22 protein-coding genes and 1 tRNA gene are annotated in these 23,664 nt (G+C 71.2%); 14 read left to right on the top strand and 9 right to left on the bottom strand.

Features of this window, described 5'->3' with window-relative positions; all coding sequences use genetic code 11:
- Window positions 1-25: 25 nt before the first annotated feature.
- Window positions 26-1,243 (top strand): MFS transporter, encoded by a 1,218-nt coding sequence (locus OHU34_RS21865; protein ID WP_142265101.1) that lies wholly within the window; start codon window positions 26-28, stop codon window positions 1,241-1,243.
- Between the two features lie 267 nt (window positions 1,244-1,510).
- Here OHU34_RS21865 and OHU34_RS21860 read toward each other — a convergent pair whose 3' ends face one another.
- The 3 genes from OHU34_RS21860 to OHU34_RS21850 all read right to left on the bottom strand — a co-directional run bounded on the left by OHU34_RS21860 (window position 1,511) and on the right by OHU34_RS21850 (window position 3,906).
- On the bottom strand, window positions 1,511-2,344 hold the full coding sequence (locus OHU34_RS21860; protein WP_054242178.1) for a triphosphoribosyl-dephospho-CoA synthase: 834 nt from the start codon (window positions 2,342-2,344) through the stop codon (window positions 1,511-1,513).
- 9 nt (window positions 2,345-2,353) lie between these two features.
- Window positions 2,354-3,301, bottom strand: coding sequence for an intradiol ring-cleavage dioxygenase (locus tag OHU34_RS21855; protein ID WP_405767919.1), 948 nt, complete (start codon window positions 3,299-3,301; stop codon window positions 2,354-2,356).
- 143 nt (window positions 3,302-3,444) lie between these two features.
- Window positions 3,445-3,906, bottom strand: a complete 462-nt coding sequence (locus OHU34_RS21850) for an ATP-binding protein (protein WP_142265102.1) — start codon at window positions 3,904-3,906, stop codon at window positions 3,445-3,447.
- Between the two features lie 242 nt (window positions 3,907-4,148).
- Here OHU34_RS21850 and OHU34_RS21845 point away from each other — a divergent pair, with 242 nt between their 5' ends.
- From OHU34_RS21845 to OHU34_RS21805, 9 genes are all read left to right on the top strand, one after another.
- On the top strand, window positions 4,149-5,015 hold the full coding sequence (locus tag OHU34_RS21845) for a hypothetical protein (RefSeq protein ID WP_405767918.1): 867 nt from the start codon (window positions 4,149-4,151) through the stop codon (window positions 5,013-5,015).
- 125 nt (window positions 5,016-5,140) lie between these two features.
- On the top strand, window positions 5,141-5,905 hold the full coding sequence (locus OHU34_RS21840) for a YcnI family protein (protein WP_230195255.1): 765 nt from the start codon (window positions 5,141-5,143) through the stop codon (window positions 5,903-5,905).
- Window positions 5,906-6,045: 140 nt separating this feature from the next.
- Window positions 6,046-6,696, top strand: a complete 651-nt coding sequence (locus tag OHU34_RS21835; RefSeq protein WP_405767915.1) for an SCO family protein — start codon at window positions 6,046-6,048, stop codon at window positions 6,694-6,696.
- 23 nt (window positions 6,697-6,719) lie between these two features.
- Window positions 6,720-7,175 carry a copper chaperone PCu(A)C gene (locus OHU34_RS21830; protein WP_028807322.1) on the top strand — a complete coding sequence of 152 codons (456 nt, stop codon included), beginning with the start codon at window positions 6,720-6,722 and terminating at the stop codon, window positions 7,173-7,175.
- A 13-nt stretch (window positions 7,176-7,188) separates the two neighbouring features.
- The gene (locus tag OHU34_RS21825) at window positions 7,189-9,129 is read left to right on the top strand and encodes a copper resistance CopC/CopD family protein (protein ID WP_405767913.1); all 1,941 of its coding nucleotides are present in this window, start codon (window positions 7,189-7,191) and stop codon (window positions 9,127-9,129) included.
- Window positions 9,130-9,137: 8 nt separating this feature from the next.
- On the top strand, window positions 9,138-10,445 hold the full coding sequence (efeB, locus tag OHU34_RS21820; RefSeq protein ID WP_142265107.1) for an iron uptake transporter deferrochelatase/peroxidase subunit: 1,308 nt from the start codon (window positions 9,138-9,140) through the stop codon (window positions 10,443-10,445).
- Window positions 10,446-10,644: 199 nt separating this feature from the next.
- Complete coding sequence (pheA, locus tag OHU34_RS21815) at window positions 10,645-11,580, top strand: prephenate dehydratase (protein ID WP_020132770.1); 936 nt, start codon at window positions 10,645-10,647, stop codon at window positions 11,578-11,580.
- A 548-nt stretch (window positions 11,581-12,128) separates the two neighbouring features.
- On the top strand, window positions 12,129-13,406 hold the full coding sequence (serS, locus tag OHU34_RS21810; protein WP_142265108.1) for a serine--tRNA ligase: 1,278 nt from the start codon (window positions 12,129-12,131) through the stop codon (window positions 13,404-13,406).
- A complete protein-coding gene (locus OHU34_RS21805; protein ID WP_142265109.1) occupies window positions 13,403-14,209 on the top strand; it encodes an HAD family hydrolase in 807 nt (268 codons plus the stop codon). The genes serS and OHU34_RS21805 overlap by 4 nt, the downstream gene beginning before the upstream one ends.
- 544 nt (window positions 14,210-14,753) lie before the next feature.
- Here OHU34_RS21805 and OHU34_RS21800 read toward each other — a convergent pair.
- From OHU34_RS21800 to OHU34_RS21775, 6 genes are all read right to left on the bottom strand, one after another.
- Window positions 14,754-14,838 (bottom strand) — tRNA-Ser (locus OHU34_RS21800).
- A 283-nt stretch (window positions 14,839-15,121) separates the two neighbouring features.
- On the bottom strand, window positions 15,122-15,364 hold the full coding sequence (locus tag OHU34_RS21795) for a hypothetical protein (protein ID WP_142265110.1): 243 nt from the start codon (window positions 15,362-15,364) through the stop codon (window positions 15,122-15,124).
- Between the two features lie 94 nt (window positions 15,365-15,458).
- Complete coding sequence (locus OHU34_RS21790; RefSeq protein ID WP_142265111.1) at window positions 15,459-16,178, bottom strand: ABC transporter permease; 720 nt, start codon at window positions 16,176-16,178, stop codon at window positions 15,459-15,461.
- A 9-nt stretch (window positions 16,179-16,187) separates the two neighbouring features.
- A complete protein-coding gene (locus tag OHU34_RS21785; protein ID WP_054242166.1) occupies window positions 16,188-17,099 on the bottom strand; it encodes an ABC transporter ATP-binding protein in 912 nt (303 codons plus the stop codon).
- Window positions 17,096-18,004 carry an ABC transporter permease gene (locus OHU34_RS21780; RefSeq protein ID WP_405767910.1) on the bottom strand — a complete coding sequence of 303 codons (909 nt, stop codon included), beginning with the start codon at window positions 18,002-18,004 and terminating at the stop codon, window positions 17,096-17,098. The genes OHU34_RS21785 and OHU34_RS21780 overlap by 4 nt, the downstream gene beginning before the upstream one ends.
- Window positions 17,994-18,971 carry an ABC transporter ATP-binding protein gene (locus OHU34_RS21775; RefSeq protein ID WP_142267943.1) on the bottom strand — a complete coding sequence of 326 codons (978 nt, stop codon included), beginning with the start codon at window positions 18,969-18,971 and terminating at the stop codon, window positions 17,994-17,996. The genes OHU34_RS21780 and OHU34_RS21775 overlap by 11 nt, the downstream gene beginning before the upstream one ends.
- A 248-nt stretch (window positions 18,972-19,219) precedes the next feature.
- Here OHU34_RS21775 and OHU34_RS21770 point away from each other — a divergent pair, with 248 nt between their 5' ends.
- The 4 genes from OHU34_RS21770 to OHU34_RS21755 all read left to right on the top strand — a co-directional run bounded on the left by OHU34_RS21770 (window position 19,220) and on the right by OHU34_RS21755 (window position 23,628).
- The gene (locus OHU34_RS21770; RefSeq protein ID WP_200839737.1) at window positions 19,220-20,107 is read left to right on the top strand and encodes a M24 family metallopeptidase; all 888 of its coding nucleotides are present in this window, start codon (window positions 19,220-19,222) and stop codon (window positions 20,105-20,107) included.
- Window positions 20,104-21,915, top strand: a complete 1,812-nt coding sequence (locus OHU34_RS21765) for an SDR family oxidoreductase (protein ID WP_405767907.1) — start codon at window positions 20,104-20,106, stop codon at window positions 21,913-21,915. The genes OHU34_RS21770 and OHU34_RS21765 overlap by 4 nt, the downstream gene beginning before the upstream one ends.
- A gap of 76 nt (window positions 21,916-21,991) precedes the next feature.
- Window positions 21,992-22,942 carry a MerR family transcriptional regulator gene (locus OHU34_RS21760; RefSeq protein WP_230195252.1) on the top strand — a complete coding sequence of 317 codons (951 nt, stop codon included), beginning with the start codon at window positions 21,992-21,994 and terminating at the stop codon, window positions 22,940-22,942.
- A 122-nt stretch (window positions 22,943-23,064) separates the two neighbouring features.
- A complete protein-coding gene (locus OHU34_RS21755; RefSeq protein ID WP_405767905.1) occupies window positions 23,065-23,628 on the top strand; it encodes an RNA 2'-phosphotransferase in 564 nt (187 codons plus the stop codon).
- Window positions 23,629-23,664 lie beyond the last annotated feature (36 nt).

Below are 23,664 nucleotides of genomic sequence, written 5' to 3'. Positions count from 1 at the left end.
CCACTACGGCTCTAGCGTCATCGGTATGTCGAAGACTCGCCCACGGCGGCTGCTCGCGCTCGCCCAGTTGAGCAACTCGGTCGGGGACGGCGCGTACTACACGACGTCGGCCCTGTACTTCACCCAGGTGATCGGTCTCGCCCCCGCGCGCGTGGGGCTCGGGCTCACCCTCGGGTGGGCGGTCGGCTCGGTGGCCGGGGTGCCGCTGGGGCGACTGGCCGACCGGCGCGGGGCGCGCGGGACGGCGGTGCTGCTGGCCCTCGCGACCGGGCTGGCGGTGGCGTCCTTCACCCTCGTGCGCGGGTTCGTGCCGTTCGTGCTCGTGGCGTGCGGGTACGCGGCCGCGCAGTCGGGGCTCGCGGCGGCCCGGCAGGCCCTGCTGGCCGGGCTGGTGCCCGCCGGGGAGCGGACGGGACTGCTCGCGCGGCTCCAGGCGACCCTGAACGCGGGCCTGGCGGTGGGCGCCGGGCTCGGCGGACTCGCGCTGAACGCCGGGACACGGGAGGCGTACCTCGGGGTGTTCGTGGTCGACGCGGTGAGCTTCCTGGTGTGCGCGTCGCTGCTCGCCCGGCTGCCCCGGGTGGCTCCCGGGAAGGTCCGGCCGCGCGGGAGCGGCCTGGGTGTGCTGCGGGACCGGCCGTACGCCCTGGTGGCGCTCCTGAACACCGTGCTGCTGCTCCGGATGCCGCTGCTCAGTCTGGTGCTGCCGCTGTGGATCACCGAGCGGACCGGGGCGCCCGCCTGGCTCGTCTCCGCGCTGTTCGTGCTCAACACCGCCGTGGTGACGGTGTTCCAGGTGCGGGCGGCGCGTGGCGTGACGGGGTTGGCGAGCGCCACGCGCGCGGTGCGTCGGGCGGGCTGGGTGATGTGTGCCGCGTGCGCGGTGTTCGCCCTGTCCGCGGGTGCCTCGCCGTGGGTGGCGGCGGGCGTGCTGGTGCTGGGGTCGGTGCTTCAGGTGGTCGCGGAGATGGGCCAGTCCGCGGGCTCCTGGCAGCTCTCCTTCGATCTGGCGCCGGCCGACCGGGTGGGCGAGTACCAGGGGTTGTTCGGGACCGGTGTCACGGTGGCCCGCACCCTCGGTCCGCTGGTCCTGACCTGGCTGCTGGTCGAGTGGGGCACACCGGGCTGGCTGCTGCTGGGCGCGGCGATGGTCGCGGCGTCCTACGCGATGGGCCCGGCGGCCCGGAGGGCCGCGGCCGTCCGGGCGACCGAGCCCTCGGCCGCGTTGGTCCCGGCGTGCTGACGGCGGCGCACGGCCTCAGCACGACCTGAGCTCGCCGGGCCACGCCCTGAGTTCGCCCTCGGGCCGCTCCGAGCACGCCGCGGAGGCGGCCCGAAGACCCCGCCACCGTCGTCGGGCGTCACCCGTCGACCGCCGTCATCACCGTCGACCGCCGTCATCACCGTCGACCGCCGTCATCACCGTCGACCGCCGTCATCACCGTCGACCGCCGTCATCACCGTCGACCGCCGTCGTCGCCGTCGCCGTCGTCCGTGGCCGACGTCCGGCTCAGGCCGCCCGGGTCAGTGCGGCGACCGGTAGGGAGTCCACGAAGAGTGCGCCCGCCAGGAGGCCCGCGCTGCCGCGTGGGCTCCACGCGCGCGCGTGGAGGTCGGTGTCGAGGTCGGTCAGGGCCGCGCGGCCCGCCGGGGTCGCCGTGCCGCCCGCTTCCAGGATGCCGCGGGCACCGGCCTGCACATGACGCAGCCCCAGCGGGCCCGCGGTGTGCAGGAGTTCGGTGTCCTGGAGGGTCGACATGACGGTGAGCAGGGCGTCGAGGCGTGCCTCGGGCTCGTCCGCGCCGGCCGAGCGGGCCGCGGCGAGCGCGTCCAGGGCGCGCCTCACGTGCGGGAATCCGGCGCGTGCCTCACCGCGGGCGCCGGCCGCGCCGTACTTCGCCGAGACCGTCGCGCCCCGCGAGGGCCGTCGTGGAGCGGCCCGGTCGGGGTGGGCGGCGATCCGCTTGGCGGTCGCGGCGACCTCGACGCCCCGCGCGCGGGTGTCGAGGGCGGCCGCCGCGACCAGCAGGCCGAGCGTCCACAGCGCGCCCCGGTGCCCGCCGCCGGCCAGGCCCACCGAGTGCTCGGTGCACCTCCCGATCGCGCCCAGCTCCGCGCGGAGCCGGGGCGTGGGTTCGCCGGTGCGGCGGGCGGCCGCGGCCATCGCCGCGAGGCCGGGTGCGAGCGCCTTGGCCGACCAGCGCAGCCCGCAGTGGTCCTTGCGGGTGACGCGGGCGGCCAGGTCACGTGGGTCGGGCAGGCCCGGCTTGGGAGCCAGGGCCAGTTGTCCCGTCAGCGCGGCCACCGCGGCCTGCGCGAGCGCCTCGTCCTCACGGCTTGTCATGTCCCGACCCTATGAGGAGGCGGAGGCCGACGGGGCGTCACTCGGCGGGGTGCCCGTCGGAGCGTCGCTCGGGGCGCCGCTGGGGGGCGTACCGCCGCCCCCGCCGCCCGCGCCGGTGTTCTCGGCGTCGGGGTCGACACCCAGGGTGATGGAACCCTTGTAGCCCTCGGAGGGGTCGGCCTTGTGCACGGCCTTCAGGGTCAGCAGGCCGCTTGAGGTGCCTCCGCCGTCGTAGACCATGTCGTTGTCGAGGGTGGTGTAGCTGCCGGAGTGCTTGGAGTAGGGCTCCAGCGTGAAGATCTCCTCGGCGGTGTCGTCGGGGAAGAAGAGCTGGCCGGTGTAGTTGACCTTGCCGCCCTCGTAGGTGCCGTCCTCCTTCTGCCCGCCCGTGTGCACCTTGAGGTGGATGTGGCAGGTGCGCGGGGTGTACCAGCCCGGGAAGATCGTCTCGAACTTGACGACCCCGTTGGCGTTGGCGATCTGGTAGCCACGCAGGTAGGTGTCGTCGTCGGCGGTGGAGCCGTCCTCGCTCTCCGCCGGGGCCGAACCGCCGGGGTTGGCGGTCGTGTAGCCGGAGTAGTAGCCCCAGGCGTCGCAGTGCCAGATCTCGACGGCGGCTCCGGAGACCGGCGTGCAGCCGTCGGTGGCGTCGACGACGGTGAGGCGCAGGGTCAGCGGCACACCGCTCTTGCCCTCGGTGATGTCCTTGCGCACCAAGGCACCATCGAGGTAGTAGGGCCCTTCTGTGACGCTCGTCATCAGCGTCATACAGCTGCTGCTCGTGGAGGTCGAGGTGGCGGACGCCGACGCGCTCGCCTCGGCGTCCGCGGCCGTGTCGGCGAAGGCCGACTGGTACCCGGCGACGGCGAGTCCGCCGGCCGCGACCGTGCCGCCGGTCACCGCGAGGGCGCGGCGCCGCGTGATGGTGGAGTCCTTGTGGTTTCCCGTCATGAACATGAACGTAGGAACGCCACCAGTCAGCGGCATGGGGGAAAGCTGAGAGCGACCTGTGAGTGCCGAGAAAGCTGAACTCCCGCTCCCCGGGGGCTCCTACCGGCCCTGACCGGCCGACATCGGCAGCCGCTCTGCCTGACGAAACGTCAGACGGCCATGAGGGGAGCGTCCTTGCGCCACTTGAGGATCTTGTCGAAGCTCACCACCGCACCGCTGCGCCCCGGCTTGTTGCCGATGTGGACGTGGTCGGCGAGTTCCTGGATGAGGTAGAGGCCGCGGCCGTGCTCGGCGTAGGTGTCGCCGTACGCGGAGCGGTCGACGCGGGGGGTGTGCCCGCCGGCGAAACCCGGCCCCGAGTCGGCGACTTCGATGCGGCACTTCTCGCCGTCGAGGTAGGCGGTGACGCGGTAGGCCTCCGAACAGCCGCCGCGCGCGGCTCCCCCGCCGTGCTCGACGGCGTTGGCGCAGGCCTCGCTCAGGGCCACGGAGAGGTCGTAACAGACGTCGGGATCGACGCCCGCCGTCTCCATGGTGCCGAGCAGCAGGCGGCGGGCGAGCGGAACGCTCGCGGCGTCGCGCCGCAGATGGAGTGACCACCAGATGCTCATGCTCCAGCCTCCAGGCCGCGGCTCGACATACCGATACGTATTGCCCCTCAAGGCCCTGTGTAAGCGCGAATTCAACGTGATGCCGCCCATATGGGGGATGCCCGCGGCCCTGAAATCGGTGTATGTAGGACTCAGGGTCATCAGTCGCACCAGTCACAACAGAAGGTGATCTTCCGCATCGTACGGAATCTTGTGGACCTGCCGTATGGCCGCGGTGAGGCCAGTGCGATGATGACCCCGCCATGACTGCCCCCCACAGCGAGCGCTCAGGTCGCGATCTACGGCTGCTGCGGGCCGCGGTGTTCGCCGCGGTCTGCGTCGTGCTGGCCGCGGCCGGGCACACCATGGCCTCCTGCGCCACGGTTCCGCTGTGGACGCTGAGCGCGGGATTCCTGGGCGCCCTGGCGGTCGTGGTGCCGCTCGCCGGACGCGAGCGCTCGCTGCCGGGCATAGCGGTGGTGCTCGCGGCCGGACAGACCGTGCTGCACACGCTGTTCGGACTCGGCCAGCACACCGCCTCCGTCACCGCTTCCGCCTCCACCACGGCGTCGGCCATGTCCGACGCCACGCTCGTCGAACGGGCGGCCCGGCTGGTGTGCGGGGCCACCGCGGCGGCGATCAGCCCCGCCCAGGCCCAGCGGATCCTCGTCGACGCGCGGCTCTACACGGGCGGCGCGGGCAACACCGCCGGGGACGGTACGGACATGAGCGGCATGAGCGGGATGGGCTCCGCGCATCATCCCGCGGACGCCCTGACCACCGCCGGCACGTCGATGTCCCTGCTGCCGTCCCTGCCCATGCTCCTCGGCCACGTCCTCGCGGCCGTCGCCGCCGGATGGCTGCTGCGACGCGGTGACACGGCCCTGCTGCGGCTGCTCGCCCTGTCGGCCCACGGCGTCGCCGAGGGAGCGCTCGTACGCTCCCTGCGCGGGGCGCTCGCACTGGTGCGCGCCCTGCTCGCCGGGCTGCCCGCCGTGCCCGGGGCGGGACCGCGCGTCCCGCGCACCGCCCTGCTCACGACGGCGCCCGCACCCCGAACCGCCGCACTCCAGCACTCGGTGATCAGGCGCGGCCCGCCGGACGTATCCCTTCTCGTCCTCGCTGCCTGACACGACACGACCAGCACTCCACACCCGGGGGGAACGGCCGCCGTCGTGCGGCACGCGCGCGTGCGCACATCCCTGCTCACGCCTCTCCCACCCGCAGATTCACTCAGAGTGGAGTGCTCGCTGTCATGAAGGCCTCTCGTATCGCCACGCGCGTCGCCGCCGCCGCTGCCGTCGCCGGTTCCGCCGTTCTCGTCCTGTCCTCGCCCGCCTTCGCGCACGTCAGCGTCGCCGCCGAGGGCACCGCCGCCAAGGGCGGCTACGCGGTCGTCGACTTCAAGGTTCCCAACGAGCGGGACAACGCCTCGACCACCAAGCTCGAGGTCACCTTCCCGACCGACCACCCGCTGGCCTCCGCGATGCCGGAGCCGATCAGCGGCTGGAAGATCGAGGTCACCAAGTCGAAGCTCGCCAAGCCCATCGAGCTGCACGGCAAGCAGATCTCCGAAGCCGTCTCCAAGATCACCTGGACCGCAACCGGCAAGGGCATCGAGGCCGGCTACTTCCAGAAGTTCCCGGTCTCCGTCGGCGCGCTCCCCGAGGACGCCGACGAGCTCGTCTTCAAGGCGATCCAGACGTACTCCAACAAGGAGGTCGTGCGCTGGATCGAGGTCCAGGAGGACGGCGCGGAGGAGCCGGAGAACCCGGCCCCCGTGCTCGCCCTGGCCGCCGCCTCCGAGGACGAGCACTCCCACGGCACCAGCGCCGAGGACGCCTCCGACGAGTCCTCCGACGACGCCAAGGCGGCCGCCTCGACGACCGAGGCGGCCTCCGACTCCGACAGCAGTGACACGACCGCCCGGGTCCTCGGCGTGGTCGGCATCGTCGTCGGCGCCGCCGGTGTGGCGTACGGCGTGCTCGCCGGCCGCCGTCGGACCACGACCGAGGCCTGAGCCCCACCCCCGCGCCGGGCGGCCGCCGTCGCCCGACGCCTGCTCCTCGACGGCGCGCACCGGGCCGTACGCCCTGTACGTACATCCCGCCCCGTACCCCCCGGTGCGCGCCCGAGTTCACACATCTGGGACATTTTTCTATGCGCAAGAAGACGTTCGCCGTGGCCGCGCTGCTCGCCGCCGCCACCCTCACCCTCTCCGCCTGCGGCAGCGGCGACAGCGGCAGCAGCCCCGTCGCCGTCGTCTCCGAGAACGGCAAGCAGCAGGCCGCGACCGTGCTCGACCAGCCCTTCCCCAAGCCCGACCTGGTCCTCACAGACACCCAGGGCAAGAGCTACGACCTCCGCAAGGAGACCGCGGGCCACCCGACGCTGATCTACTTCGGCTACACCAACTGCCCGGACGTCTGCCCGCTGACGATGAACAACATCGCCGTCGCCAAGAAGCAGCTGACCACGGCCGAGCAGGACGAGCTGCGTGTCGTGTTCGTCACCACCGACCCGGACCGCGACACCCCGGCCGCGCTCGGCAAGTGGCTCAAGGGCATCGACCCGCAGGTCGTCGGCCTGACCGGGAAGTTCGCGACGATCCAGGCCGCCGCCCGCACCCTCGGCATCTCCGTCGAGGCACCGCACAAGGACAAGAACGGCAAGATCGTCTCCACCCACGGCACCCAGGTCGTCGCCTTCTCCCCGAAGACCGACGGGGGATACCTCCTGTACGGCGAGGGCGCCGACGTCGACGACTACACCAAGGACCTCCCCAAGATCCTCAAGGGCGCGAACCCGTGAGGCGTGTGACGCCCGCCGGGCCCATGCGGCTGCTCGCCGTACCCACCGCCGTGATCACCGGGGCGGTGCTGCTGCTCACCGGGTGCGGGTCGGACTCCGACGGGCGGGCCGAACTGTCCGTCCGGGCCGCCTACATCCCGCAGCCCGTCTCCGACACCATGGCCGCCGGTTTCCTGACCATCGTCAACAAGGGCGGTACGAAGGACGAGCTGACCTCCGTCACGAGCACCGCGGCGGGAAGCGTCACCCTCCACGAGACCGTCGGGTCGTCGATGGAGGAGGTCACGTCGCTGGACGTGCCCGCGCACGGTCAACTCGTGTTCAAGAGCGGCGGAAACCATCTGATGTTCGAGAAGCTGAAGAGCAAGCCGGTGCAGGGCGGGACGGTGACCGTCGAGCTGCACTTCGCCGCGTCCGACCCCGTCGAGGTCGAGATGCCGGTGGAGTCCGCCACGTACAACCCGAAGACCGGCCACTGAGGGAGGGACCACCTTGACGCTGACCATCGCCCCCCGCGTCCGGATGCTCGTGCTGCTGTTCCTGGCGGTCACCGGTGCGCTCCTGGCCGGCGCCGGGCCCGCATCCGCGCACGCCGCGCTGACCGGCAGCGACCCCGCGCAGGGGGTGGTGGTCGACAAGGCGCCCACGCAGGTGTCGCTGACCTTCTCCGAGACCGTCTCGATGAACGACGACTCGCTGCGCGTCCTGGACCCCAAGGGCACCCGCGTCGACACCGGCAAACCGTCCGAGGTCAGCGGTACGACCTACGCCGTGCCACTGCACTCGGGGCTGCCCGACGGCACCTACACGGTGACCTACCAGGTGGTGTCCGCCGACAGCCATCCCGTCGCCGGCGCCTACACCTTCTCCATCGGCTCCCCCTCCGAGACCAGCGTCTCGGTCTCCGACCAGGAGGCCGGCGGAGGCGTCGTCGGCTGGCTCTACGGCTTCGGCCGGTACGCGTCGTACGCCGGGTTCATCGTGATGACCGGCGGGGCCGCCTTCGTGCTCGCCTGCTGGCAACGCGGCACCGGAGTACGGGTCGTGCAGCGGCTCGTCGTCACCGGCTGGGTCGCGATGACCGCGGCCACCCTGTTCCTGCTTCTCCTGCGCGGCTCCTACACCAGCTCCGGCAAGGTCGGCGACGTCTTCGACCTCGACCTCCTCGGGGAGGTCCTGCAGACCAAGACGGGCGCGGCCCTGGTGTCGCGACTGCTGCTCCTCGCCGCGGCCGCGCTGTTCATCGCCGTGCTCTTCGGCGCTTACGACAAGCGCGAAGGCGAGGAGAAGCGGGACCTGACCTTCGGGCTCGCCATCGGCGGAACCGTCGTTGCCGCCGGACTCGCGGCCAGCTGGGCCATGGCCGAGCACGCCTCGACCGGACTGCAGCCGGGCATCGCCATGCCGGTCGACGTGCTGCACCTGCTGGCGGTCGCGACCTGGCTCGGCGGACTCACCGCCCTCCTGGTCGCCCTGTACCGGGGGCCCGCCGACCGGCCCGTCGAAGCCCCCGCGGCGCGGCGCTTCTCCCGGCTGGCCTTCGGCAGCGTCCTCGTCGTGGTCGCCACCGGCACCTACCAGTCCTGGCGCCAGCTCGGCTCCTGGTCCGCCTTCACCGACACCCGTTACGGCCGGCTCCTGCTCCTCAAGATCGGGCTCGTGGCGCTGCTCGTCGGCGTCGCGTGGATCTCGCGGCGGTGGACGGCACGGCTGGCGGACACGACGACCGAGGAAGCGGTACGGAAGCCCGCACCCGAGAAGGAGCGCGTCACGGCGTCGACCGGGACCACCGACACCGCCGAGCAGACCTCCGGCGACGCCAAGTCCGGCTCCGGAAGCGCCAAGCGGGCCGCGCAGCTGGCCCGGCAGCAGGCCGCCGTCGACGCCACCCGGCAGAAGCGGCTGCGGGACTCCGACACCCACCGCTTCGGCCTGCGCCGCTCGGTGCTCGCCGAGGCCGGCGTCGCCGTCGTGGTGCTCGCCGTGACCACCGTCCTGACGTCGACCGAACCCGGCCGTACGGAACAGGACGCCGCCGCGGCCAACCGGGCCTCGTCCTCGTCCTCGTCCTCCGCGGGGGACTCCGCGTCGGGTGCCCTGACGCTGGACATGTCGTTCGACACCGGCGGCACGGACGGCAAGGGCGTGGTCAGCGTCGACCTCGACCCCGCGCGCACCGGCGCCAACGAAATGCACGTCTATGTGACCCGGCCCAACGGCCGTGCCTTCGACGTGCCCGAGGTCAAGGTCGCCTTCACCCTCGAGGCCAAGGACATCGGCCCGCTGCCGGTCGTCCCCGACCACATCACCACCGGCCACTGGTCGGCCAACGGGGTGCAGATCCCCATGGCCGGCGAGTGGGAGATCTCCGTGACCGTGCGGACCTCCGACATCGACCAGGTGACCGTCTCCAAGAACGCGCAGATCGGCTGAACCGCACCATGCCCGACCAGTCCATTCCGCAGTCCCTCCCCGAGGCCCGCCCACCCGTGGATGCGGCAGAGGGCGTCCTTTCGGAAACCTCCTCCCCCGAGGGGCTGACGCGGCGCAGGCTGCTCGGCACCGCCGGTGCCACCGGGCTCGCGCTCGGCGCGGCCGGCGGCGCCGTCGGCTACGCGGCCGCGCCCTCGCAGGCGACACCGCTGTCCTCGATCGGCGCCGGCGAGGCGATGTTCCACGTGAAACATCAGCCGGGCATCACCCAGGGCCTCCAGGCCCGCGGCCATCTCGTCGCCTTCGACCTCGCGGCCGGCGCGGGCCGGAAAGAGGCCGCCGCGCTGCTGCGTCGCTGGTCGGAGACGGCCCGGCGGCTGATGGCGGGCGAGGCCGCCGCCACCGACGACACCGACGTGGCGCGGGACGCGGGACCCTCCTCGCTGACGGTCACCTTCGGTTTCGGCAACAGCTTCTTCACCCGCACCGGCCTGGAGAAGCAGCGCCCGGTCGCCCTGGACCCGCTCCCCGACTTCTCCTCCGACCACCTCGACAAGACACGCAGCAACGGCGACCTCTGGGTGCAGATCGGCGCGGACGACGCCCTGGTCGCCTTTCACGCCCTGCGCGCGATCCAGAAGGATGCGGGCAAAGCCGCCAAGGTCCGTTGGCAGATGAACGGCTTCAACCGGACGCCGGGCGCCACCGCCCACCCCATGACGGCCCGCAACCTGATGGGGCAGATGGACGGCACCCGCAATCCCAAGCCGGCCGACTCGGACTTCGACCAGCGCATCTTCGTCCCGTCGGGCAGCACCAAGGACCCCGCCTGGATGGCCGACGGCTCCTACGCCGTCGTACGCCGTATCCGCATGCTCCTCGACGACTGGGAGAAGCTGTCGGTCAAGGCTCAGGAGCAGGTCATCGGGCGCCGCAAGTCCGACGGGGCCGCGCTGTCCGGCGGCACCGAGACGACCGCGATGGACCTGGAGAAGACCGACGCGAACGGCGATCTGGTCGTCCCCATCAACGCGCACGCCCGTATCACCCGCCCCGACCAGAACGGCGGAGCGGCCATGCTGCGGCGGCCCTTCTCCTACCACGACGGCATCGACCCGGACGGCACTCCGGACGCGGGCCTGCTGTTCGTCTGCTGGCAGGCGGACCCGCTGCGCGGCTTCGTCACCGTGCAGCGCAAGCTGGACCGCGGCGACGCCCTGTCGCAGTACATCCGCCACGAGTCGAGCGGCCTGTTCGCGGTACCGGGCGGGGCGGCGAAGGGCGAGTACGTGGGGCAGCGCCTGCTGGAGGCATGAGGTCCGGGGACCCCGGGTCCGGGGCCTCGGGTCCGGGGCCTCGGGTCCGGGAGCCGGAGCCCGGAAGCTGGGGCGCCCGGAAGCCGGGAGTCAGGAGTCCGGGAGCGGGAAGTTACGCCTCCTCGGGCGGATTCATTCCTGCGTGGGGCTGTCCTGAGACACGTACACCTGCTTCGGCAAGGGCCATTAGGGTGAGGTCATGCCAGCGAGCTATGCGTATCTCGGCCCCGAGGGCACCTTCACGGAGGTCGCCCTGCGCACGCTTCCGGAGGCGGCCACCCGGCAGCTGATCCCGTACGTGTCGGTGCAGTCCGCGCTGGACGCGGTGCGCACCGGCGAGGCCGAGGCCGCCTTCGTGCCCATCGAGAACTCCGTCGAGGGCGGGATCACCACGACCCTGGACGAGCTGGTCGCGGGCACACCGCTGATGATCTACCGCGAGGTGCTGCTGTCGATCACCTTCGCCCTGCTGGTCCGGCCCGGCACCCAGCTCACGGACATCAAGACGGTCTCCGCGCATCCGGCCGCGCAGCCGCAGGTGCGCAACTGGCTGAAGGCGAACCTGCCGGAGGCCGCCTGGGAGTCGGCCGCCTCGAACGCGGACGCGGCCCGGCTGGTCCAGGAGGGCCGTTACGACGCCGCCTTCGCGGGCGAGTTCGCGGCCGCCCGGTACGGGTTGACCGCCCTGGAGACCGAGATCCACGACGCCGAGAACGCCCAGACCCGGTTCGTGCTGGTGGGCAGGCCCGCCCGGCCCGCGGCACCGACCGGCGCGGACAAGACGTCCGTCGTCCTGTGGCAGCGCGACGACCACCCCGGTGGCCTGCGCGACCTGCTGGGCGAGTTCGCCACCCGGGGCGTCAACCTCATGCTGCTCCAGTCCCGTCCCACCGGCGCCGGTATCGGCAACTACTGCTTCTGCATCGACGCCGAGGGGCACATCTCCGACCGCCGGATGGCCGAAGCCCTCATGGGGCTGAAGCGGATCTGCCGTGAGGTGCGCTTCCTGGGCTCGTACCCGCGTGCGGAAGTGAGCGTGGCAGATGTGGCGGCTCCGCTGCGCGGGACCTCGGACGGGGAGTTCGTGGCGGCGGCGGATTGGGTGGCGCGCTGCCAGGACGGCCGGTTCCAGTAGCCGTTCCGGCCGGTCCTATCTGCACATCTTCGTTATCCACAGAAGTTATCCACAGGACCGCTTCTCGACCTGGGGACAAGTCGACAACGAAGTGCCATCCAGTCGACAAATCGCCCTACAGCACCCCACCGCGACCCCCACCTGCCGAGTCACCCTTCGTCCACCTGTTTCCTTCGATCAATCCCTTGGGGCGATCCATATCCACCCGAAAGTGGGCTGGAGCCGGGTTTGGGCAAGGAATTGCCCACCTCGCACGGCGGTATCGGAATGATCCATTCCAATGTCCACAGATCTTTCGCACACCCTGTGGATAACCGTTTCGGGAGCGCGGACGCCTGTGGACAACGCCTTCCCCAAGTCCCCTCTCCCGCAAGGGAATCGAGTCAACGAGACGCCCGCCACATGCCCCGTCCCAGGGAGTGAGACACTTTTTATTGACACGTTGGGCAATTCACTCATAACGGAACGTAAGCCATGATTCGGAACGGGCCGCGCACCGCGCGGAATGGTGTCGTGAGCCGCAACCCCGCACGGGTAGCCTTGGCCGCGTGATTGACCTTCGCCTGCTCCGTGAGGACCCCGACCGTGCGCGCGCTTCCCAGCGCGCCCGTGGAGAGGACGTCGCGCTCGTCGACTCCCTCCTGTCCGCCGACGAGCGACGCAGGTCGTCCGGCGTCCGCTTCGACGAGCTGCGCGCCGAGCAGCGGTCACTCGGCAAGCTCATCCCCAAGGCCTCCGCGGACGAGAAGGCCGAGCTGCTGAAGAAGGCGAGCCAGCTCGCCGCCGACGTCAAGGCCGCCGACGCCGAGCGGGACGCGGCCGTCGCCGAGACCCAGGAGCTCCTGCAGCGCCTCGGCAACCTCGTGCACCCCGACGTGCCCGTGGGCGGCGAGGAGGACTTCGTCACCCTCGAGACGCACGGCACGATCCGCGACTTCGGCGCCGAGGGCTTCGAGCCCAAGGACCACCTGGAGCTCGGCCAGATCCTCGGCGCGATCGACGTCGAGCGCGGCGCCAAGGTCTCCGGCTCCCGCTTCTACTTCCTCACCGGCGTCGGCGCCCTGCTCGAGCTGGCCCTGGTCAACGCGGCGATCGCGCAGGCCACGGCCGCCGGCTTCACGCCGATGCTCACCCCCGCGCTGGTCCGCCCCCAGTCCATGGCGGGCACCGGCTTCCTCGGGCAGGCCGCCCAGGACGTCTACCACCTCGAAAAGGACGACCTCTACCTGGTCGGCACCTCCGAGGTCCCCCTCGCCGCGTACCACATGGACGAGATCATCGACGCGGACCGCCTGCCGCTGCGCTACGCGGGCTTCTCGCCCTGCTTCCGCCGCGAGGCCGGTTCGCACGGCAAGGACACCAAGGGCATCTTCCGCGTCCACCAGTTCGACAAGGTCGAGATGTTCTCGTACGTCACGCCCGAGGACTCGCAGGCCGAGCACCAGCGTCTGCTGGCCTGGGAGAAGCAGTGGCTGTCCTCGCTGGAGCTGCCGTTCCGGGTCATCGACGTCGCCTCCGGTGACCTCGGCTCCTCGGCCGCCCGCAAGTTCGACTGCGAGGCGTGGATCCCGACGCAGGGCAAGTACCGCGAGCTGACCTCGACCTCGGACTGCACCGAGTTCCAGTCCCGCCGGCTGTCGATCCGCGTCCGCGAGGGCAAGCAGGTCCGCCCGCTGGCCACGCTCAACGGCACGCTGTGCGCCGTCCCGCGGACGATCGTCGCGATCCTGGAGAACCACCAGCAGGCCGACGGTTCCGTGTACGTGCCCGAGGTGCTGCGCCCGTACCTCGGCGGCCGGGAGATCCTGGAGCCGGTGGCCAAGTGACCGCCGCGTTCCCCTACCGCCTGGTCGCGACCGACCTCGACGGGACGCTGCTGCGCTCCGACGACTCGATCTCGCAGCGCACCCGTGACGCCCTCGCCGCGGCCACCGCGGCGGGCGCCGCGCACATCGTGGTGACGGGCCGCGGGGTCCCGTGGACCCGGCACATCCTCGACGACCTCGGTTACGACGGTCTCGCGGTCTGCGGCCAGGGCGCCCAGGTCTACGACGCCGGCGCGCACCGCCTGCTGACCTCGGTGACCCTGGACCGGCAGCTGGCCGGTGTGGCGCTGGCCAAGATCGAGGCGGAGGTCGGCCCGCTGTACCTGGCGGCCAGCCGTGACGGCCTGGACGGGGACGTGCTGGTCGGCCCCGGTTACGCGGTCACCGGGGCCCTGCCGTCGACGCCGTTCACGGACGCGTCCGACCTCTGGTCCGCCCCGCTGAGCAAGATCTACATACAGCATCCCGAGCTGTCGGACGACGCGCTGGCCGCGGCGGCCCGGCAGGCCGCGGGCGGCTTCGTCACGGTCGCGATGGCCGGCGCGGGCATCGTCGAGCTGCTCCCCCTGGGCCTCTCCAAGGCCACGGGCCTCTCCCTGGCGGCCCGTCGCCTCGGCCTGAAGGCCGCCGACACGATCGCTTTCGGCGACATGCCCAACGACATCCCGATGTTCGCCTGGGCGTCCCACAGCGTGGCCATGGCCAACGCCCACGAGGAACTGAAGGCCGTGGCGGACGAGGTGACCACCTCCAACGACGACGACGGCATCGCCGTAACCCTGGAAGCCATGCTGCCCGCGTAGACATCCCGCGACCGATACCGCACGGGTTGGCGGCCCACACAAACACGCGGGCACCCCCCGGGCTCACCGACCGCCGTGGACGATCAGGGCCGGGAATCCGCTGGTACCGCAGGCGCAGCTCAACGCCGAGACGCGCCGGCCGCCGCAGGCGACCAGGGGCAGGGGAACGCGGGGACCGCAGGCGCAGGTAACGCGGGGACGCTCCGGTCGCCGCAGGCGATCAAGAGCAAAGGGACCGCGGGCACGGAAGGACGCCGGCACCGCTTGAGCCCGACGATCGCCGTAGGCGATCAGGAGACAGGGGACCACGGACGACGCTCGGGAACGCCGGCATCGCCGGAACCCGACGATCGCCGTAGGCGATCAGGGGCGCGGGGAACTGCGCGACCAGCCACGACACACCCGCACCCGCATTCCTTCCAGCACCAGCACGCACCCCCACGCATGCACGCGCGCACACGCACGAACCCACCCGGGTGCCACGCGCCGGCGCCAAGCCGCGCGCCCCGCACAACTCCCGCCCAGTCCCAGTGACAACGCCTCGCGGAGGATGCACGGATCGAACGTGCGCGGGGTTGCCCCCGACCACGGCTTAGCAAGCCGGTGCCTTGCCTCTCGGCCAATCCTCCGGGTGGGCGGCCCACGCGAGAGCGACAATCGCGTGCTCGAAGCGGCCGCCCCGGGCAGCTCCCCTGTACGGAACGGGTTCGACGGAGGGCTAACTACTCCGGAACCCGCACCTGGCTGCCCTGAAGGGAACTCGACGGACTGTCGTGCATGGACATCGTCGAGCTCCTCCCAGTCTGTGGCACCGGATCCCTTCCGGCCCTGCGGGTACAACCACTGTGCCCGGAGGACGAGTTGGGCGCCACCGAATAAAACACCCGTGCGAGTACCGGGATCGAGAGCCGGCTACCGGCGGCGCCACCTGCGTCGGCGTGCCTTGCTGAAGAACCAGCCCGCGGGCGGTTCGTCGGAGCGCCAGGGCTGCGGCTCGGGCTCCTCCGACCGCCAGCGTGCGGCCAGCATCCGGGCCCGGGCGGACGGTTCGGACGTGTCGGCGGCCCGTATGAAGTTCTCGTCCAGTACGAGGTCGTTCCACACCTCGCCCTCGGACCGCTCGCGACCGCCGCTCTCCGGATCGTCGTCCGCCATCCCGCCCTCCCCGCCACGTCCGTTCCGCCCAGTGTGCCGGGGCGCGGGTGAAGCCGCCGTCAAGAACGGTCGCCCCGCACCCCGGCACGTCCGGTCACTCCTCGCCGGCGAGCGTCAGCGCCCGCAGCTTCTGTCCCGCGTACCAGGTGGCCAGCACGGTCACCACGACCAGCAGTACCGTCGCCGTGGTCAGTCCGACGTCCGAGGTGACGAGTTCACCGCCCGCCACCTTGTGGGCGACGGCCAGCGACCACTGCTGGACGCTGAGCGTGCGCGCACCCGGTACCAGGGAGCCGAACAGGGCCTCCCAGACGAGGGCGTAGACGAGACCGAAGACGACCGCGTGCCGGGACACCGTGCCCAGCAGCAGGAAGACCGCCGCGTAGGCGATGGAGGAGACCAGCGCGGCCACCGTGTAGGCGACGGCGATCTGCTGGCCGTTGCCGTTGAGGATGAAGCCGGCGATGAGCGTGGGCAGCGCCGAGAACACCATCGTCACCGCGACCGCGACGATCAGCTTGGTGAAGATGATCGTCGGCCGCTTCAGCGGCTTGGACAGCAGGTACACCACGGAGCCGTCGTCGATCTCCGGGCCGATCGCGCCCGTGCCCGCGATGACGCCGATGATCGGCACCATCGTGGCGAGCGCGAGCCCGCCGAGCAGGTCGGACGCCGTCTGGTCGTCGGCGCCGGCGAGGCCGCGCACCACCACGGAGATGGCGATCAACAGCAGGGGCAGGGCGCCCAGGATGAGGGCCCGGCGACGGCCGAGCAGAGCCCGGTATGTGAGCCGGGCGACTGTGGGGTCGTACATCAGGGCCTCCTACGCCGCGACCAGGTAAGAGAACACGGACTCGAGGGACTCGTCGGACGGCGAGACCGTCAGCAGCCGGATGCCGTGGTCCCTGGCGACCCTCGGCAGCAGCGCGGTGAAGCGGCCGAAGTCGACGGCCTGGATACGCAACGCGCCCTCGGCGAGATCGACTTCGATGCCGGACGTCGACGGGTCGGCGATCAGCGCGGCCGCGAGTGCGCGGTCGTCGCTGGAACGCACCAGGTAGCGGTGCGGGCGGTCGGTCATCAGACGGCGGATCCTGCGGAAGTCGCCGCTGGCCGCGTGCCGGCCCGCGACGACGACCTCGATGTGCCAGGCGAGTTGCTCGACCTCTTCGAGGATGTGCGAGGAGAACAGCACGGTGCGGCCCTCGTCGCCCATGCGCCGCAGCAGGTCCATGAGCTGCATGCGCTGACGCGGGTCCATGCCGTTGAAGGGCTCGTCGAGCAGCAGCAACGACGGGTCGTGGACCAGGGCGGACGCCATCTTGACGCGCTGGCGCATGCCCTTGGAGTACGTGGAGATCTTGCGGTCCTGCGCGTACTCCATCTCGACCGTGGCCAGTGCCTTCTGTGCGGCCTTGGCACCCAGGCCGTGCAACTCGGCGTTGGCGACGACGAATTCGCGGCCGGTGAGGAAGTCGTACATCGCCTCGCGCTCGGGGACGATGCCGATGTGCCGGTAGATCTCCTCGTTGCGCCAGACCGGGCGGCCGTCGAGGGTGACCGTGCCGGTGGAGGGGGCCAGGAAGCCGCCCATCATGTTGATGAGGGTGGACTTTCCGGCGCCGTTGGGGCCGAGCAGACCGGTGACGCCGGGGCCGATGGTCATGGTGATGTCGTTGACGGCGACCACGTTGCCGAACCAGCGGGAGACGTGGTCGATGCTGAGCGTGGTCACAGTCCGACCCTTCGGTAGCGGCGCATCAGGAGGCCGTAGCTCGCGGCGATGAGGCCGAGGACGACGAGGACGTAGACGACGCCCTCCCCGTTGGAGGGGCCGATCCCGCCCGGGAAGGCGGAGGTGGCGCCCAGGAACGCGGACTGCACTCCGTCGATGAGGGTGACCGGCGAGAAGAGGCCGATCCAGGGGATGGACCCGGTGCTGTTCTGCGCGTCGGCGATGGCCTGGAGCGTGGAGACGGCGCCGTAGGAGATGGTCAGGACGGCGATGACGGCGGCGATGCCGAAGCCGCGCCGCGGGGTCACCGAGGCGATGACCAGGCCGAGGCCGGCGAAGAGCAACGAGAGCAGGGCCACGGAGACGAGTCCTTGAGCGAATCCCTTGGTCTGGTCCGCGAAGTCCAGCTTGGCCAGCAGCGCGCCGACGTACAGCACCAGCAGCGGGGCGGCGGTCAGGACGAAGAGCGCCGAGGCGAGTGCCGCGAACTTCGCGCGTACGTAGTCAGCGGTCTCGATGGGCCGCGAGAAGTACAGCGGCACGGTCTTGAAGCGGAGGTCGCGCGAGACGGACTGGGGCGCCTGCGAGGCGACGTACAGGCTGATGACGGCCTGCATGATGATCGCGTACCGCGTGTAGTCCACCGGAAGTTCGTCGGCCTTCGTGGCGACCGCGACGGCGACCATGATGGCCGCGGGTACGCACATCACCACGAAGAGCAGCATCGGCAGCACCTTGGACTTCACCGAGCGGCCGAGGCCGTAGGCGCCGCGCAGGGACTGCGAGTAGAGGGAGCGGGTGGCGTAGGCGCGGCCCAGCCGGGGACCGTCGTAACTGCGGTAGCCGATGTTGTGGATGCGGGTCTGGTCACCCGAGGGGGCGGTGACCGGGTGCTCAACTGCCATGGCCGACGGCCTCCTTCCGCTGCTGGTCGTTGGTGGCGTCGCCGTCCGTGAAGACCTCGGAGATGTGGTGCCTGCGCTGTTCCATGCGCACCAGGCCGAGGCCGAGGTCGGCGACCACGTCCCGGACGACGTCGTAGGTGTCCTCGCCCTGCGCGGTCAGCAGCAGGACGTGGCCCGCGCCCGGCAGGCCGCTGTTGCCGTCCAGAACGTCCACCCCGCGCGCGTGGAGCGCTTCGCGGACCGCGCGGGTGCCGTCCGGGTGGTCGTCGGTGTCGGTGACCTCGATCGCGAGGGTGGTCGTGGTCTGGGTGAAGTCGGTGGTGGAGCTGGAGCGCAGGAGCTTGCCGCCGTCGACGACCACGACGTGGTCGCAGGTGCGCTCCAGTTCGCCGAGCAGGTGGGAGGTGACCAGGACCGAGATGCCGAAGTCGGTGTGGATACGGCGGATCAGGCCCAGCATCTCGTCGCGGCCGACCGGGTCCAGGCCGTTGGTCGGTTCGTCCAGGAAGACCAGCTGCGGGTCGTGGACGAGGGCCTGGGCGAGTTTCACGCGCTGCTTCATGCCGGTGGAGTAGCCGCCGATGGGGCGGTAGCGCTCCTCGTACAGGCCGACATGTCGCAGGGTGTCCGCGGTGCGTTCCCGCGCGGCGGTGGGCGGCAGGCCGGACATGCGGGCCATGTGCACGACGAACTCGGTGGCCGAGACGTCGGGCGGCAGGCAGTCGTGCTCCGGCATGTAGCCGACCCGCTCGCGGATGTCGGCGCCCTTGCTCGCGACGTCGAGGCCGAGCACCTCGGCTCGGCCCTCCGTGGCGGGCGACAGACCCAGAAGGATCTTGATCAATGTGGACTTGCCGGCCCCGTTGGCTCCGACGAGGCCGGTCACACCGGGCCCGACGTCCACAGAGAGCCGGTCAAGAGCGGTCACCCGGGGGAACCGCTTGCTCAGGCTTTCGGTCGCGATCACAGTCACGTCATCGAAATTAGTGACGCACGCCACGAAAATCGTCAGACCTCAGAGCCGTCTTCGCATCAGACCTCAGATGTACGGGTCCTTAGGGGATGCCATGCCTGAGAGCTACGGGGGCGGCGACGGCGGGTTTTCCACAGGCTCCGCACCCCCTATTGACGCGGTCTCTAACAACTGTCACATTCAGCGATGTCAAGTTACGGACACGTAGCGCAGTCGACGGGGACTGGCTGGGACGGGGTGGCATGACGACGGCACCGACGGCAGGGACACGCGGACTCTCCGCCGAGCTGCGGGGATTCAGACGGGTGCAGCGGCTGGCGTACGACTGCGCGCAGGCCGTGGCCGCCGAACTGCGACCGGGTGTGACGGAGCGCGAGGCGGCGCGGATGCAGCGGGAGTGGCTGCGCGAGCGGGGCGTGCGCGACTGGTTCCATCTGCCGTTCGCCTGGTTCGGGGACCGCACGGCGTTCACCGGCTTCCGCGTCCCGTTGCAGTTCTTCCCCACCGGCCGTCGGCTGGAGCCGGGGATGCCGTTCATCCTCGACCTGGCACCGGTGTACGAGGGGTACACCGCGGACATCGGCTACTCGGGCGCGCTCGGCGCCCATCCCGTGCAGGAGAGGCTGATGACCGACCTCGCCGCACACCGGGAGCTGATCCTGCGCGAGGTGCGCGAGCGGCGTTCGCTGCGTGAGATCTACGCCGACGTGGACCGCCTCATGGTCCGCCAGGGCTACGCCAACCGGCACCGCGCGTATCCCTTCGGCGTGATCGCGCACAAGGTGGACCGGGTCAGGGAACGCCGCTTCTCGCCCCGGCTGTTCGGGTTCGGCACGCAGTCCCTCAAGGGGCTGGTGTCCGACGCGCTGCACGGCCATCGGGAGGGCTGGTCGCCGCTGTGGTCGCCGTACCGCTTCTCCGACCATCCACCGCGGCCGGGCCTGTGGGCGGTCGAACCCCATCTCGGGTTCCGGGGCACGGGCGCGAAGTTCGAGGAGATCCTCGTCGTCACGGACTCCGCGGATCCCGAGGAGAGCGCGTTCTGGCTCGACGACGATCTGCCGCATGTCCGCGGCTGGGCGGGCACGGGAGCGGCAACGGAGACGGCAGGGAAGGCGGAGCGGAAGTGACGTTGCCAGAGGGTGCGCGTGAGCGGCGGGTGCGGACCGGCGGGATCGAGCTGTGCGTGGCCGAGCTGGGGGACCCGGAGCGGCCGACGGTCGTCCTGGTGCACGGCTATCCGGACAGCAAGGAGGTGTGGTCCGAGGTCGCGTCCCGGCTGGTCGACCGGCACGGGTTCCATGTGGTGCTGTACGACGTCCGCGGGCACGGCCGTTCCGGCGTGCCGAAGCCGCTGCGGGGCGGATTCACCCTGGAGAAGCTCACGGACGACTTCCTGGCGGTCGTGGACGCGGTCAGCCCGGACCGGCCGGTGCACCTCGTGGGGCACGACTGGGGCTCGGTGCAGTCCTGGGAGTTCGTGACCGTCGAGCGCACCAGGGGCCGCATCGCCTCCTTCACCTCGATGTCCGGGCCGTCCCTCGACCACTTCGGCCACTGGATCAACAAGCGGCTGACCAGGCCGACTCCGCGCCGGGTCGGCCAACTCCTCGGCCAGGGAGCCAAGTCCTGGTACGTGTACCTGCTGCACACGCCCGTCCTGCCCGAACTGGCCTGGCGCGGCCCGCTCGGCAAGCGCTGGCCCGGCATCCTGCGGCGGATCGAGAAGGTTCCCGCCGGCGACTACCCGACGCCGTCGCTGGCGTCGGACGCGGCGCACGGAGCCTGGCTGTACCGGGACAACGTACGGCCGCGCCTGCGCCGCCCGCGCGCGGACGCGTACGCCCACGCGCCCGTGCAGCTCATCACGCCCTCGGGGGACCGGTTCCTGTCGGAGCGGCTGTACGACGGACTGGAGGACTGGGTACCGCGGTTGACCCGGCGCACCCTCCCGGCCGGGCACTGGATCCCGCGCACCCGGCCCGACCGGCTCGCCTCCTGGATCGACGACTTCGTCTCGTCGGTCGAGAGGGAGCGGGAGGCCGAGGCGGCGGGAGAGGCCCGCGGGGACGACGCGGGCGGGCCGGTGCGCAAGGCCGCCACCGGCCGGTACGCCGAGCGCTTCGCCGGTCAGCTGGTGCTGGTCACCGGTGCGGGCAGCGGTATCGGGCGGGCCACGGCGTTCGCGTTCGCCGAGGCGGGCGCCCGGGTGATCGCCGTCGACCGGGACGCCGAGAGCGCGGCCCGCACCGCCGAGATGTCGCTCCTGGTCGGCTCGCCCGAGGCCTGGGCGGAGGCGGTGGACGTCTCCGACGAGCAGGCGATGGAGAAACTCGCGGCGAAGGTCCACGCGGAACACGGTGTGGTGGACGTGCTGGTGAACAACGCGGGCATCGGGCTGTCGGGCTCGTTCTTCGACACGACGCCCGAGGACTGGCGCAGGGTTCTGGACGTCAACCTGTGGGGTGTCATCCACGGTTGCCGTCTCTTCGGCCGGCAGATGGCCGAGCGCGGGCAGGGCGGCCACATCGTCAACACCGCCTCGGCGGCCGCCTACCAGCCGTCCAAGGCACTGCCCGCCTACAGCACCTCCAAGGCGGCGGTCCTGATGCTGAGCGAGTGCCTGCGCGCGGAACTGGCCGACCAGGGCATCGGCGTCACGGCGATATGCCCCGGCCTGGTGAACACCAACATCACCGCCACGGCGACCTTCGTGGGAGTGGACGCGCAGGAGGAGCGGCGTCGCCGGAAGCGCTCCACGCGCGCGTACGGGCTGCGGAACTACCCGCCGGAGAAGGTCGCGGACGCCGTCCTGCGGGCGGTCGTGCTCGACAAGGCGATGGTCCCGGTCACTCCGGAGGCGCGGGGCTCCTACGCGCTGTCGCGTTTCCTGCCCAGGGCGTTGCGGGCGCTGGCGCGGGTGGGACCGCCGCTGTGAGCCGCCGCTCGGCCCCGCGGCGCCCGGCGGCGGACGCGGCCTCCGCCATGGCAACGACCGTTCGGGGAAAGACGCCTTGACCACCGGACCGCCCGCCGGGCCCCCGTACCGCATAGAGACGCTGGCGCATCTGACCGGCGCCACCGTCCGCACCATCCGCGCCTACCAGGACCGTGGCCTGCTCCCCCGCCCCGAGCGTCAGGGGCGGGCCAACCACTACTCCGACGCCCATCGCACCCGACTCCACCAGATCGCCGACCTCCTGGACCGCGGCTACACCCTCGCCTCCATCAAGGAACTTCTGGACGCCCACGACACCGGCCGTGGCCTGGGCGGTGTCCTGGGGCTGGTCGCCGAGGTGGACGGTCCGTGGACCGACGAGGAGCCCTCCCGCGTCTCCCGCTCCGACCTGACGGCCCGCTTCGGGGGCACCGCCGACGACAGGGCGATCGCCGACGCCGTGGCACTCGGCGTGCTGGAACCCGTCCCCGGTGACGAGGACGCCTTTCTCGTGCCCAGTCCCCAAGAGCTGGCAGTAGCGGTGGAGTTGCACGCTGCCGGGGTTCCACTGGGCGCGATCACCTCCCATCTAAGGGAGTTGAGGATCCAGGTCGAGCAGATCGCCGCCCGTTTCCTGGAGTTCACCACCGAGCACGTCTTCGCGCGCTATCTCGACGGACCGCACCGTCCGACCGACGCCGACGCGGCCGAGGCGGCCTCGCTCGTCCGACGGCTGCGCCCGCTCGCCCGGCAGACCGTGGACGCCGAACTGGCTCGGGCCATGCGCCTGTTCGCCGGTCATCACCTGCGTCGACACCTCGGCACGGGTGATACCCCGCCACCCCTGTCGGGAACACGGACGGTCCCGGTTCCGGTGGGGACAATGCGGGCCGTGGAGGCTCTGGTTGGCCCGGAGCATGCTGCGGGCTTTCTCGCTCTCGCGGCCGAACGGGAGGTCCGTGCCCGCGCCTTGGACCACCTTGTCTCAAGTCATGGGGCGTCAGATGATCTTGATGAAGAGGACTGAGGCGATGGCCAGTTGTCCACAGAATCGGCAACTGGCCTGTGGATAACTACAGTTGGCTGTGGACCAAACCTGAGCCCCAAAACTGAGTGCGTGATCTGCGTCTCTCACGTCATGCTGAGCGGATGAACGAAAGGGACCGGGACGAGAGACGCACCGTGAAGGTGTCGAAGTACCTCTCCAAGCACCTGCGACACCAGCCGGAGCGGATCGGCCTCACGCTCGACGAGGCCGGCTGGGTGGAGATCGACGAACTGATCGCGGCCTGCGCCGCGCACGGCTTCCGCTTCACCCGGGACGAGCTGGACCACGTCGTCGCGGCCAACGACAAGAAGCGCTTCGCGATCGACGGCAGCCGGATCCGCGCCAGCCAGGGCCACAGCGTCGAGGTCGACCTCGGGCTGCCCCCGGCGACCCCGCCGTCGTACCTCTACCACGGGACCGTAGCCCCCTCCCTGGACGCGATCCGCGCCGAGGGGCTGCGGCCCATGAACCGGCACGACGTGCACCTCTCGGCCGACCGGGAGACCGCGACCCGGGTCGGAGCGCGCCGGGGCCGCCCCGTGGTCCTCGCCGTCGACGCGGAAGCCATGCACCGTGACGGCCATGTCTTCCATGTCAGCGCCAACGGGGTGTGGCTGACGAAGGCCGTGCCCGCGCGGTACCTGCGCTTTCCCGAGCGGCACTGAGGCGCGGCTTCGGCTGCCGCGCCACCTCCTCTTTCG

Origin of the sequence: Streptomyces sp. NBC_00080, assembly GCF_045041255.1 — a bacterium.
Lineage (GTDB): Bacteria > Actinomycetota > Actinomycetes > Streptomycetales > Streptomycetaceae > Streptomyces > Streptomyces coriariae.
This window is presented reverse-complemented; position numbering and strand designations above follow the sequence as displayed.

Bases quoted from the DNA above. Each gene is read 5' to 3' on its own strand.
- OHU34_RS21865 (WP_142265101.1), top strand. From the start codon at position 26: ATGTCGAAGACTCGCCCACGGCGGCTGCTCGCGCTCGCCCAGTTGAGC.
- OHU34_RS21860 (WP_054242178.1), bottom strand. From the start codon at position 2,344: ATGACAAGCCGTGAGGACGAGGCGCTCGCGCAGGCCGCGGTGGCCGCG.
- OHU34_RS21855 (WP_405767919.1), bottom strand. From the start codon at position 3,301: ATGTTCATGACGGGAAACCACAAGGACTCCACCATCACGCGGCGCCGC.
- OHU34_RS21850 (WP_142265102.1), bottom strand. From the start codon at position 3,906: ATGAGCATCTGGTGGTCACTCCATCTGCGGCGCGACGCCGCGAGCGTT.
- OHU34_RS21845 (WP_405767918.1), top strand. From the start codon at position 4,149: ATGACTGCCCCCCACAGCGAGCGCTCAGGTCGCGATCTACGGCTGCTG.
- OHU34_RS21840 (WP_230195255.1), top strand. From the start codon at position 5,141: ATGAAGGCCTCTCGTATCGCCACGCGCGTCGCCGCCGCCGCTGCCGTC.
- OHU34_RS21835 (WP_405767915.1), top strand. From the start codon at position 6,046: ATGCGCAAGAAGACGTTCGCCGTGGCCGCGCTGCTCGCCGCCGCCACC.
- OHU34_RS21830 (WP_028807322.1), top strand. From the start codon at position 6,720: ATGCGGCTGCTCGCCGTACCCACCGCCGTGATCACCGGGGCGGTGCTG.
- efeB (WP_142265107.1), top strand. From the start codon at position 9,138: ATGCCCGACCAGTCCATTCCGCAGTCCCTCCCCGAGGCCCGCCCACCC.
- pheA (WP_020132770.1), top strand. From the start codon at position 10,645: ATGCCAGCGAGCTATGCGTATCTCGGCCCCGAGGGCACCTTCACGGAG.
- OHU34_RS21795 (WP_142265110.1), bottom strand. From the start codon at position 15,364: ATGGCGGACGACGATCCGGAGAGCGGCGGTCGCGAGCGGTCCGAGGGC.
- OHU34_RS21790 (WP_142265111.1), bottom strand. From the start codon at position 16,178: ATGTACGACCCCACAGTCGCCCGGCTCACATACCGGGCTCTGCTCGGC.
- OHU34_RS21780 (WP_405767910.1), bottom strand. From the start codon at position 18,004: ATGGCAGTTGAGCACCCGGTCACCGCCCCCTCGGGTGACCAGACCCGC.
- OHU34_RS21770 (WP_200839737.1), top strand. From the start codon at position 19,220: ATGACGACGGCACCGACGGCAGGGACACGCGGACTCTCCGCCGAGCTG.
- OHU34_RS21755 (WP_405767905.1), top strand. From the start codon at position 23,065: ATGAACGAAAGGGACCGGGACGAGAGACGCACCGTGAAGGTGTCGAAG.